The organism is Endozoicomonas ascidiicola, assembly GCF_001646945.1.
GTDB classification, from domain to species: Bacteria; Pseudomonadota; Gammaproteobacteria; order Pseudomonadales; family Endozoicomonadaceae; genus Endozoicomonas; species Endozoicomonas ascidiicola.
Genome location: NZ_LUTV01000005.1, coordinates 553,597 through 565,048, shown reverse-complemented (window position 1 = coordinate 565,048; position 11,452 = coordinate 553,597). Strand labels below are relative to the sequence as shown.

11 protein-coding genes are annotated in these 11,452 nt (G+C 46.3%); 5 read left to right on the top strand and 6 right to left on the bottom strand.

Annotated features, from left to right (window positions below):
• Window positions 1–353: hypothetical protein (locus AKL11_RS16230; protein ID WP_216636812.1), on the top strand; the 353-nt coding region annotated here is incomplete at its 5' end.
• Window positions 354–486: 133 nt separating this feature from the next.
• A complete protein-coding gene (locus tag AKL11_RS16225; RefSeq protein ID WP_067519289.1) occupies window positions 487–1,029 on the top strand; it encodes a DUF924 family protein in 543 nt (180 codons plus the stop codon).
• On the opposite strand, the gene AKL11_RS16220 is transcribed toward AKL11_RS16225, so the two are convergent.
• A complete protein-coding gene (locus tag AKL11_RS16220) occupies window positions 1,004–2,077 on the bottom strand; it encodes an AraC family transcriptional regulator (RefSeq protein ID WP_067519287.1) in 1,074 nt (357 codons plus the stop codon). The two genes, AKL11_RS16225 and AKL11_RS16220, sit on opposite strands and share 26 nt — an antisense overlap.
• Window positions 2,078–2,216: 139 nt before the next feature.
• Between AKL11_RS16220 and AKL11_RS16215 the strand changes: the two genes are divergently transcribed.
• The 3 genes from AKL11_RS16215 to AKL11_RS16205 all read left to right on the top strand — a co-directional run bounded on the left by AKL11_RS16215 (window position 2,217) and on the right by AKL11_RS16205 (window position 7,178).
• Window positions 2,217–3,836, top strand: coding sequence for an FAD-binding oxidoreductase (locus AKL11_RS16215; RefSeq protein WP_067519284.1), 1,620 nt, complete (start codon window positions 2,217–2,219; stop codon window positions 3,834–3,836).
• 4 nt (window positions 3,837–3,840) lie between these two features.
• Window positions 3,841–5,436, top strand: a complete 1,596-nt coding sequence (locus AKL11_RS16210) for a glycerol-3-phosphate dehydrogenase/oxidase (RefSeq protein ID WP_067519282.1) — start codon at window positions 3,841–3,843, stop codon at window positions 5,434–5,436.
• Between the two features lie 182 nt (window positions 5,437–5,618).
• The gene (locus AKL11_RS16205) at window positions 5,619–7,178 is read left to right on the top strand and encodes an FGGY-family carbohydrate kinase (RefSeq protein WP_067519770.1); all 1,560 of its coding nucleotides are present in this window, start codon (window positions 5,619–5,621) and stop codon (window positions 7,176–7,178) included.
• A 4-nt stretch (window positions 7,179–7,182) separates the two neighbouring features.
• Here AKL11_RS16205 and AKL11_RS16200 read toward each other — a convergent pair whose 3' ends face one another.
• From AKL11_RS16200 to AKL11_RS16180, 5 genes are all read right to left on the bottom strand, one after another.
• Window positions 7,183–8,580 carry an ATP-binding protein gene (locus AKL11_RS16200; RefSeq protein ID WP_067519280.1) on the bottom strand — a complete coding sequence of 466 codons (1,398 nt, stop codon included), beginning with the start codon at window positions 8,578–8,580 and terminating at the stop codon, window positions 7,183–7,185.
• Window positions 8,577–9,248 (bottom strand): response regulator, encoded by a 672-nt coding sequence (locus AKL11_RS16195; protein ID WP_067519278.1) that lies wholly within the window; start codon window positions 9,246–9,248, stop codon window positions 8,577–8,579. Before AKL11_RS16195 ends, AKL11_RS16200 begins: the two co-directional genes overlap by 4 nt.
• Before the next feature lie 12 nt (window positions 9,249–9,260).
• Complete coding sequence (locus tag AKL11_RS16190; RefSeq protein ID WP_095210438.1) at window positions 9,261–9,653, bottom strand: hypothetical protein; 393 nt, start codon at window positions 9,651–9,653, stop codon at window positions 9,261–9,263.
• A gap of 213 nt (window positions 9,654–9,866) precedes the next feature.
• Window positions 9,867–10,538: an outer membrane beta-barrel protein gene (locus tag AKL11_RS16185; RefSeq protein WP_067519276.1), complete on the bottom strand. Its 672-nt coding sequence runs from the start codon at window positions 10,536–10,538 to the stop codon at window positions 9,867–9,869.
• A 631-nt stretch (window positions 10,539–11,169) separates the two neighbouring features.
• Window positions 11,170–11,452: alpha/beta hydrolase (locus tag AKL11_RS16180; protein WP_436404695.1), on the bottom strand; the 283-nt coding region annotated here is incomplete at its 5' end.

Below are 11,452 nucleotides of genomic sequence, written 5' to 3'. Positions count from 1 at the left end.
TCATCAGAAAAATGTTGGGCTATGCTCATATACCGCAACATCATGCTGCAGAAGTGAATGCGTTTAACAAAAATTACCTGACACCTTACATCAATTTTCACCGGCCTTGCTTTTTCCCGGAGACGATAACAGATGAAAAAGGCAAAGAGAGAAAACGTTACCTTTACGAAAACATGATGACACCTTATGAAAAACTGAAATCTTTGCCTGACTGGACGCAATATTTGAAGAAAGGAACTCCGCCGCATGCATTGGAGTCAAAGGCTGAATCAATGAGTGATAACGAGGCTGCCCAGCAACTGCAGTCTGCCAGAGAATCACTGTTTCAAGGCATCTTTAAGCGAAAGGCCTGAAATCATGGGTTTATACTCTTTTCAGGCTCATTTTGGGATTGGAAAATACTGCGTAATGAGGCGCTCAAATCCCTTTTAGAAGATAAAGTTGGGGAAGCTCTCAATAATCAGAGTGTGTAGTGGAGTGATATGTATGCAGGATTACCAAACAATTATTGGCTTCTGGTTTTTGGAATTAACTCCAGCGGATTGGTTTAAGAAAGACTCAGCTTTAGATCAGCAGATTATAGAACGATTTGGAAGTATTCATCGAAAGGCTGCCAGTGGAGAGCTATTTTATTGGCGGGATGCACCTGAAGGCAGAGTTGCGGAAATTATTATTCTTGATCAATTCAGCCGTAATATGTTTCGTAATTCTGCCAACTCTTTTGCTTTTGCTTATGATTGTATTGCATTGGTTTTGGCTCAGGAAGCTGTACGCTCAGGAGCTATGGATTTTTTGAACGAAGCACAACAGAATTTCCTGATCATGCCCTATATGCACAGCGAATCAGGGGCTATCCATGAAGAGGCGATGATGCTCAGGGAGCAATATGGACTAGAGCTTCGCTGGCAGCAGGCGCATAAAGAGATCATTGATCGTTTTGGGCGCTACCCTCATCGCAATGAAATACTGGGTCGTGAATCCACGACAGAAGAGGTTGAGTTTCTTAAACAGCCGGGGTCGTCTTTTTAATCGGTTCTTCCTTTTTCAAGTGGCTGTGTTTCTGTCGATATTCGCCGGGTGTTAAATCTGTCCAGCTTTTGAACTTCCGGTGAAAGGAACGAACTTCACTGAACCCCAGTTTTTCAGCTATTTCGCCAGGGGGCAGTTCTGTAGAAACCAGCCATTCAATGGCCATTTCCTGCCGGAGATCATCTAACAATTGCTGATAGCCAGCCCCTGCTTTCTGCAGCCTCCTTTGCAGAGTGCGTTCCGTCATGTTCAGCTTTTCTGCAACTTTTTCTCTTCTGGGAATCCCATCCTCCATCAGGGAACGAAGCAGTTCACGGGTTTGGACGACAATCGGCTTGTCTTGCTGCAGTTCGGCAACAAAGGTGCTGGCTTGCTGCTCCAGCGTGTTTAGCAAAATTGGGTCAGGCTGTCGTAAAGGAATATCCAGCACATCTTCAGAAAATAGTAAGGCGTTTTTCCCGGCATTAAATGTCAGGTTGTCTCCGAAAATTTCTCGATAGGTCTGGATCAATCGGTCATCGGGTTGCGGGTATTCAAAAAGAACGCACTCCGGCTTTTTATCCGGTAAATCGGTTAGCCACTGGGAAAAAATCAACCATGAACCCATGACGTTATCAATCATATGGGATCGTACGACAGGATCATCGTACTGACAAATCCAGCGCATTATCATCAAGCCATTTTTCTGCTGAATATCAGTAATGCCCATGTCCCCAACGATGGCTTCGTACTCAGGGGCAAGTTTGAGAATTTCCCCAACGGAATGGGCATTCATTGCCATATAACCAAGCAGGTTATAAGACCCCGGCTGAACATAACGGGCACTTTTCAAGCCAAACAGAGGATCACCGGTCTCTTTGACCAGCCAGTGAATTAACGTTTGAAATGCGCGCCCCTGCACCCGGGTAACTGAGTTATCCAAAATACCAACAGGAATACCGGCAGCCACTAGCGCCGATTCCGCTTGGATTTCATAGTCTTGTGCAGTACGAAGATACTGGCGAATGGCATTGGCTGAAACAGTGCCCAAGGTACTTGAACTGGTCATTTGTTGTTCATAGTCTGGCTGAATTTGCTACTTCATCTGTCCCGTTCGGTCAGTGAGTTTTTTCACTGTGTCTTTATAGTTTGCCAGAAATAGATAAAACAAGCTTGAACAAAAAATCAGAATAAGAAGGTGAAAAAGCATGGGCCGACGTTGGAATGGCTGGGGTGATGAGAGCTATGTCAAAGAAGTATCCGAACATGGTCGTCGTTTAATTCACTCTATTATAGGTGAGCCAAAACCATTACCCAGTGTTTCTCTTGAAGATGTGGTCGCTAAAGTTCCAGCATCTCGTTTGCCAGATCATGCGGTGATCTCGAAAGACCAGGAGGAGCGAGTTCGTCATGCCCGCGGACAGAGCTTCCCTGATTGGCTTGCCATGCACAATGGTGAATATGACATATTTCCGGATGGTGTCGCCTATCCGGAAAGCAGTTCGCAGGTTCGAGAGTTATTAGACCTTGCGGTTGAGCATGATTTTGAAGTGATTCCCTACGGCGGCGGAACGTCAGTTGCAGGCCATATTACACCGCAGAAAAGTCAGCGTGCCATTCTCACCATCGATATGGGCAGAATGAACCAGCTGTTGGATTTGAACGAAGAAAGTCAGGTCGCAACGTTTGGTGCGGGTACACCGGGACCTCTGGTTGAATCTCAACTAAGAGTTCGTGGTTATACTCTTGGCCACTATCCACAATCCTGGGAGCTTTCAACCGTGGGTGGTTGGGTTGCCTCACGATCTTCCGGGCAGCAGTCACTGGGTTTTGGCCGTATTGAGCAAATGTTTGCCGGTGGTCGTATGGAAACACTCCATGGAACTTTGGATATCCCAAGCATTCCAGCCTCATCCGCAGGGCCTGATATCCGGGAAATGACCATGGGCACCGAAGGTCGGCTTGGGATTTTCACCGAAGTGCAGGTGCGGGTGACGCGTCTGGCAGAAGAAGAAAAGTTCTTCGTCGTCTTTATGCCGAACTGGAATTCAGCAAAGAAGGCGGTTCGTGAGCTGGTTCAAAATAACGTGCCCATGTCTATGATGCGGGTAAGTAATGCAAAAGAAGCAAAAGCACATATTCACCTTGGTACGAAAGAATCACAGTTTAAGTTGATGGATCGTTATCTGCGGTTCCGCGGGTTAGGCGATGATCGTTGTATGCTGACATTTGGCGTAACCGGTTCAAAGGCTCAGAACAAAACTTCCCTGAAACAGGTTCGTAAAACCTTAAAAGGTCATGGCGGCATTGGTGGCCCGATTGCTCAGGTAATGGGCAAAATCTGGGCAGAAGGGCGCTTTAAGTTTCCATACCTTCGTGAAACCACATGGCAGGAAGGCATTGCCATTGACACCCTGGAAACATCTACCGATTGGGAAAATGTCGACACCGTTCTTCAGGGCATAGAAGACAGCCTGGAAAGTGCCCTGAAGGATGACAACGAAAACGTGATGGTATTTACCCATCTATCTCACATGTATTCACAGGGTTGTAGCATTTATACGACATACTTTTTCCGCTGTGCCGACAGTTATGAGGCAACTTTGCAACGCTGGCAGAAAATGAAGTCATCTGCATCGGAAGTGATCGCCCGCAGTCGTGCAACGATTTCCCATCAGCATGGTGTAGGTAAGGATCATGCACCTTATCTGGAAGCAGAGAAAGGCAAGCTGGGAATGCGGCTAATCCGCACAATGACGGAAGACTTTGATAGCGATGGTCGCCTGAATCCGGGGACATTGCTGGTTCAGACAACCGAGCAGGGATAAACCTATGTGGCAAGAGAACTGGCAGTCAGGACAACGGGAAGAACAGTTAAGTCGTCTGGAAAATGAATCAGAAGGCTGGGATGTCATCATTGCCGGCGGTGGCATTACCGGTGCTGGTATTGCCCGGGAAGCCGCCCGACAAGGACTGAAAACCCTGTTGTTAGAGCGTCAGGATTTTGCCTGGGGAACCTCTAGCCGATCCTCAAAAATGGTGCATGGTGGGTTGAGGTATATTGCCGCAGGTGATATCAAAACAACCCTTCACTCCGTACACGAGCGTGAACGTTTAATGCGAGAGGCACCGGGATTGGTGGAGAAGATGTCATTTATGATGTCGCACTACAAAAAATCATTTCCCAGTCCATTTATCTTTAATTCGTTATTGGCAATCTATGATTTTTTCGCAGGCCGACGTTACCGGAAATACCACTCGCTGAAAGAGACCAGGTTAGTATGCCCCTATATCAATGAAGAAAATCTGATTGGGGGAACCCAGTTTGCTGATGCCGTGACCGATGATTCGAGACTGGTGATGCGCGTGCTGCGGGAAGCTCAGAAAGACGGCGCCGCAATTTTCAACTACGTGGGTGTGAAGCAGCTTCTTAAAAAAGACGGGAATGTGTCCGGTGTGGTTATCGAAGATAGAATCACTGGGAAATGCTGTGAGTTGAAAGCTGCTGTTGTCATTAATGCAACCGGTGTTTGGGCTGATGAGCTGCGCAGTGAAATGGTTGATGAGAAAAAGATACGCCCCGCCCGTGGCAGTCATATTATTGTGCCTTTCTGGCGTTTACCGGTTTCACAATCATTGACGACCCATCACCCAGAAGATGGGCGACCCATTTTTATCTATCCTTGGGAAGGTCGAATCGTCATCGGCACAACGGATCTTGATGAGAAGTCTATTGAGAACGTTGAAGCGAGTATGACCCGTGCAGAAATGGAATATTTGATTAACGTCGTAGAGCATCAGTTCCCATCCGCAAAACTGAAAGAGCGTGATATTCTCTCATCTTGGGCGGGTGTAAGACCATTGATTGCTTCTGGTGCGTTGAGTCCTTCAAAGGAAAAACGAAATCACAGCGTTTGGGACGATAAAGGTTTGGTGTCCGTCAGTGGTGGTAAGTTAACAACGTTCCGCCTGATTGCGCTGGATGTGTTATCCGTTGCCAGTAAATATTTGCCAAGCTATGAAACCAAGCCTCACGCGAAGACGATTTTTTCGCAATATTTGCCGAAGGCATCACTGTTTTCAGCGTTACCTTCCTATTTGAAAAACAGGCTTTGTGGTTTTTATGGCAAAGATGCAGAATCTCTGGTGTCGAATGCGGAAAGCTCTGAGCTTGAACTGATTCCCGGGACGCGCTCAACCTGGGCCGAACTTCGCTGGGCAGCGGCCAATGAAGCCATTATACACCTTGATGATCTGCTGCTTCGCCGAACCCGCCTTGGTTTATTGCTGGCAAAGGGCGGTATGATCTACGAAGATAAAATACACAATATCTGTCGTGAAACTCTAGGTTGGACAGAGCAAAAGTGGGCTGAAGAAAAAGCCCGATATCAACAAATATGGGAACGGCATTACAGTGTCCCAGCCTGAATAAAGAGGCTGTTTCAAAAGGGCTGCGCTTATCAATACGGCGTTAAAAAATGGCTCAAAATGCTCATTTACTGCATGTAAACTGCGCTTTTTCGCAATTTTTTGCCTTGTCTTGACTGCGCTCGCTGCCTTTTGCAACAACCTCTAAAAATAATAAAGAATCAGGAAATAGGAAGTTGGATGTGAAGCAGTCACCGTATTTTTTAGCCATTGATAATGGCACCCAAAGTGTCCGTGTTCTGGTGTTTGATAATCAGGGCAATGAAGTTGCAAAGAGCAAAATAGAGCTGGATGCCTATATCTCAGAACATCCAGGCTGGGCTGAGCAGGATCCGGAATATTATTGGCAGTCCATGGGTAAAGCCTTTGATGGGCTGTGGGCATTGGGGACTGTTCGACCAGAAGATATCCGTGGTGTATCTCTGACGACTCAGCGCTACACCATGATCAATCTTGATGAAAACAAAAAGCCGTTACGCCCGGCTATTGTCTGGATGGATCAGCGAAAAGCTGAACCGGAGAAACCGGTCGGTGGGCTTATAGGTGTTGGTATCAAGCTGCTGGGGTTGAGCAATCTTATAAACGACTTACGTTCAAAATCCCGATGCAACTGGGTTGCTCAAAATGAGCCGGAAGTGTGGTGCCGTACGAAACACTATGTGAATCTGTCTTCATATTTAACGTATCAGCTGACTGGTGAGTTAAAAGATTCCACTGGCTCGACCATGGGTTATCTACCCTATGATTATAAGCGACAATGCTGGGCTAAAAAGTCGGATTTAAAATGGAAGTTATTATCCTGTACCCGGGATATGATGCCAGAGCTGATAAAAACCGGAGAGTTGCTTGGTCATATTTCAGCTGAAGCGTCCAAAGTCACAGGGCTCCCTGTTGGTTTACCAATGATTGCAGCAGCTTCGGATAAAGCCTGTGAAGTGCTCGGTGCTGGTGGTTCTGATCCTCATATTGGTTGTTTAAGTTACGGTACTACGGCCACGATCAATACGACGACCTCAAAGTACATTGAAACCATTCCGTTTATTCCTCCTTATACGGCAGCCATTCCTGGTTTCTATAACACCGAGATGATGGTGTATCGTGGTTTCTGGATGGTGAGCTGGTTTAAAACGGAGTTTGCTCATTATGAGCAGCGCAAGGCAAAAGAACTTGGGTTGGAAACTGAGCAGCTGTTTGATGATTTGTTAAATCAGGTGCCTGCTGGTTCCATGGGGCTGATGATGCAGCCTTATTGGTCGCCGGGTGTCCGGCAACCAGGCCCTGAAGGAAAGGGCGCATTGATTGGTTTTGGGGATGTGCATAAGCGTGCGCATATTTATCGGGCAATTTTAGAAGGGCTTGCTTACGAGCTTAGATTGGGCAAAGAACAAATAGAAAAACGCAGTCGTGTACCCATCACCCGGTTGAGGGTTTCCGGTGGTGGTTCGCAAAGTGATGCGGCTATGCAGCTGACGGCGGATATTTTTGGTATTGCTGCTGAGCGCCCTCATACCTATGAAGCTTCCGGCCTTGGCGCAGCTATCAATTGTGCCGTGGGGCTTGGGGAGTATCCGGATTATCAGACAGCCATCCAGAATATGACTCGTAAAGGCGATGTGTTCGAGCCGAACTACCCGACGGTACAGCTCTATGATCGTTTGTATAAAGAAGTGTATTTACAAATGTATAAGCGGATGAAGCCGCTGTATCAATCCATTCGGGACATCACCGGATACCCTAAATAGAGAGTCAGGCTTTGGTGGGCAGAATGAGTTTTATTCTGGCGCCACCAAGGCTGGAGTCTTCTATGATGATGTGCCCCTGATAGCCTTCAACCAGATCTTTTACAACGGCCAGTCCGATGCCTTGGCCGGGTTTCTCACAATCAGCCCGTATGCCTCGATGGAATACCTGTTCTCTGTCTTCTTGGTCGATACCTGAACCATCATCATCAAACAAGAGCGTCAGTCGTGCTGGTTGATTGTGTTGTTTTGATTCAACATAGCCTGTCAGGGAAACCGTGTTGTAACAGAACTTAAAAGCATTGGTCAGCAGGTTGCCCAGCATTTCCAGAAGATCATCTTCATCACCATGGAAAATACAGGATGGATCTAAGGCGGTAATAAAGTTGATCTGCTTTCCACTGTATACTTTTTCCAGCGTGGTTTTGAGCTCATTTACTACCGGTTCTACCTGAACGGACTGGCGAAGCAGGCCATGATGCCCCGTCACGGATCGGTGCAGATGATAGCCAATAATCTGGTTCATACGTTGTACCTGACTATTAATGTTCTTACACAGGTTCACGATTTCAGCTTCATTCGGTGCCTTACTTTGAATTTTCAAACTGCTGCTGAAGCTTTGTAAAACCGCTAGTGGTGTTTTCAGGCTATGGGCAAGATCATCCATGGTCGTGCGATATTTTTGTCGCTGCTTCTGTTCTGAGATGATTAGGGTATTAATACTGTCCGTTAGCCGCTTTACCTCGGATGGAAATGAGCCTTCAATAGAATCACGGTGACCAGATTCAATCTCGCTGATCTGTTCTTCGACTTCCCGAAACGGCTTAAGGCTCCACCAAAGCACCATCCAGCACACGGCAACGACCAGTAATACCGCAATAGATACCCACATTCGTAAATGATTTGTGAATATTTCCACAATGGATAGATATTTCTTGGCGGGCACCAGGGTGACAAAGCAATAACCCGAAGAGCTGCTGCCCAGAAGCGTGTCTACCTCGTAGACCAGATAAGTCTTACCATCCATTTCTATTGTTGTGAGTTCGACCCTCTGGTCAAGATCAAAGACAGGCTGGTAATCGATGGGCTTGCCATTGCTGGAAATAGACTGCCAAAGCAGTTTTCCGTCAGCGCTGAAGATATAGCCTCGCAGTGTGTCGCTATTCGGTTTATCAAAGCGCTTAACCCCCGTGCGCTCTGGCATCAACAATTGACCATCCACTTCTTTCGCAGCCGCTGCCATTAACGCATTGGCGTTGGAGGCCATCTGCTCGCGGGTGGCCTGATCAATGGTTTCATCAAAGGATTCCAGAACGGAAAGCAGAATCAGTGAAAATGAGAACCCCAGCAAGATAGACAGCGCTATGATGGCTCGACTTTTCAAAGAACCGGTGAGTCTTTTCATGGTAAATCAAACCGGTAGCCTTTGCTTCTCACCGTCACTATTGGGTTAAAGCCAGCGTGCTCATTGATTTTTTTGCGCAGTCGGTTGATTAGCACTTCCAGCACATTACTCTCGGGGCTATGGTCTGCGCCGTAGAGTTGATTTTGCAGAGCGGCTCTGGAAAGCACCTTATTTTGATTACGCAGAAAGAGCTCGAAACAGGTAAATTCGTAACTGGTAAGAGCAACGGGTTCTTCATTAATAAAGAATTGTTTGGACAGTGTATCTAGCTTGAAAGGTCCAGCCTCCATTGCCGGTTTGGAGAAACCTGCACTTCGTCGTATGAGTGCATTAATCCGAGCCTTCAACTCTTCGAGTTCAAAGGGCTTTACCAGATAGTCATCTGCGCCGGCATTCAGACTGGTGACTTTATCCCGCCAGTTATCTCTCGCGGTGAGTACCAGAATCGGTGTCGTTAACCCTTCCTTTCGGGCTTTTTCAATCATCTGGACGCCATCAAGACCAGGAAGCCCCAGGTCAACAATGGCGATATCCGGTTTAAATCCCCGGAGGAAGTGAAGGCCGGTTTCACCACTGTCGGCTTCGAAGGTATTGTAGCCTTCTTCTTTCAGCTGATAGCCCAGATGATGGCGCAGCAGCGCCTCATCTTCCACCACAAGTACATTCATGGATTCGGCTCCTTAAAGGTAGGGCAGCTCTTTACACTGGTAATACGTCGCTCGTAGTTTGTCTCCGTAGTTTAGATCGATGATACCGAATAGCATTTTTTTGGGTGGAATATAGAAGTGAACGTAGTTGGCGGATTTGTTCTCTGCAAGTGCCAGCATTTTTTCAGAGTTTGCGAAAGCATTCATCATCATGCCAGTGTCGGTATAACGTTCGATCAAGCTTTGCTCAAGCTCTTCGTTATGAACCATCACACATTCTGATTCGGGCTTGGGAGGAAATTGACCAATGGCGACCTGATCACCACTTTCTGTGTATCTCAGAGTTGTGGTTAGCGTAGTGCAACCGGCAAGCAGGAAGATGACGGCAAAGAGAGTAAGTATGTGTTTTAGACTGAGATTGATCATAATAGACGACGGAGTTTTATTTCGGTAGGTGGAGATTATAGTTGCTGTGCTTTTATTCGATGGTTAAATCAATTTGTTGGTATATGTTGAGCAATGGATAGGTGTTTGAATAAAGCCAGCCCCAGCCCGAACAAGGTTCGGGTTTGCATCCGGAGGCTGGCAATCTCCCGTCCGGGGTTGGGAGACTTTTTGACAGCGTTGTCTTAACTCAGATTAGAAGTGGTAGCTGACAGTCATGTAAGGCATTTTCTGAGCTTTTTGTTTGATTTTCAGGTTGCCCCCAAACATTTTGGCTTCATTCGTTGTTTTTGCATAGCGATATCCAATTTCAGCGGAGATTGCTGGTGTGAACTCTTGGATTACACCAAATTGTGCGCCATAAATAAAGCCGGTATCACCTTTAGATTCTTTGACTGAGGCAGAGGCTGTTGTATTGCCCTGTGTAACTGACTCGGTAACCGCTACAGTTGAATCCATATAGTTCAAACCGAGTGTGCCGCCTACAAAGTACTTTGTATTTTTCAATGAAAAAATACTATCAACATAGTCCATGGAAAAACTTAGTTCGGAGTTTTTGATATCGACCGCTGTATCAGTTACTTGCTGGATGCCGGACTCACTTTCGACTTCTCTGTCTTTATCTGAGTCTTTAAACTTACCCAAGTTTACATATAGTCGAATATTGTCATTAATAAATTTACCTGCTCTGACACCAAGATAAGTGTCTTTGAGTTTTGTTTTATCAGACCCGTCATCCCCGGTAAAGACAGAATCTTGCTTGACTTTACCCACAGTCCCACCAACAAACCAATCATCAGCCATTACGCCGGAGGAAGCCATTAATACAGAAGAAGCAATCAGTGCAGAAGCAATAGGTTTTAACATTTGTATCACCCAGGTTATTCAGGCAGAATCTCATCGGAGTGAATAAGTCTGCCATCATGTGTGTAAAGTGTTGTCCGGTGGTTAATTAACCATTCCTGTCAATAAACGCTGCAATCCAATACTGCTTTAATTAAGAAAAGCTTTTTTGCAAACACCATGTACCGTGTTGGTGAGGCCATTATGCACAGCCAACCTTAATGGTTTATTAATAAAAAATGGGTTGTGGATAAAATGGGGGTTATTGACTAGGGCTGCACGTGGTTGTGCGTAGGTTTGTTGATTTTAGCTTTATTTTCATCCTCTGACGCTGTCGCAAAACTCTCAAACAACTCGTTCCCATGCTCCAGAGGTTGTCGCAAAAGCCCTGGTTCCCATGCTTTGCGTGGGAACCCATATTTCTAACTCATTGAAATTCAAGAGTATGCATTCCCACGCGAAGCATGGGAACGAGGTTTCTGGAGTTTTTCGACAGCCTCGCTCCAGCGTGGGAATGCATATTGGCGCAGGTTAAATGATGAGACCTTTTGCTTTCTTAGGGTGGGTGCTTTTTCTCGGTTGGTTGTTTCTTGAGGTTTAGGTATGCATTCCCACGGAGGACCGTGGGAACGAGGTTGGGTTAAGCTTTGACTATTTAAACGCACTGCTGAAGCCAGGCCATTAAATCATCAAACACTTCCTGCTTATTGGTTTCGTTAGACAACTCATGTCTTGAATCCGTGTAGAGCTTTAACTGCGATTCTTGGTGACCAGAATCCAGCCAGGCTTTATGCAATTGCTTTAAACCGTTCGGAGCGCTGACCGGGTCTTTATCGCCACCAATAACGGTTTTGTACAGGCTTATAATGCGCAGGCCGCAGTAGATAACGACAGTGGTCTTATTGTTGAAAATCATATTACTCAGGCGACCAATGACA

Coding starts and splice junctions, on each gene's coding strand:
- AKL11_RS16225 (WP_067519289.1), top strand. CDS start 487: ATGCAGGATTACCAAACAATTATTGGCTTCTGGTTTTTGGAATTAACT.
- AKL11_RS16220 (WP_067519287.1), bottom strand. CDS start 2,077: ATGACCAGTTCAAGTACCTTGGGCACTGTTTCAGCCAATGCCATTCGC.
- AKL11_RS16215 (WP_067519284.1), top strand. CDS start 2,217: ATGGGCCGACGTTGGAATGGCTGGGGTGATGAGAGCTATGTCAAAGAA.
- AKL11_RS16210 (WP_067519282.1), top strand. CDS start 3,841: ATGTGGCAAGAGAACTGGCAGTCAGGACAACGGGAAGAACAGTTAAGT.
- AKL11_RS16200 (WP_067519280.1), bottom strand. CDS start 8,580: ATGAAAAGACTCACCGGTTCTTTGAAAAGTCGAGCCATCATAGCGCTG.
- AKL11_RS16195 (WP_067519278.1), bottom strand. CDS start 9,248: ATGAATGTACTTGTGGTGGAAGATGAGGCGCTGCTGCGCCATCATCTG.
- AKL11_RS16190 (WP_095210438.1), bottom strand. CDS start 9,653: ATGATCAATCTCAGTCTAAAACACATACTTACTCTCTTTGCCGTCATC.
- AKL11_RS16185 (WP_067519276.1), bottom strand. CDS start 10,538: ATGTTAAAACCTATTGCTTCTGCACTGATTGCTTCTTCTGTATTAATG.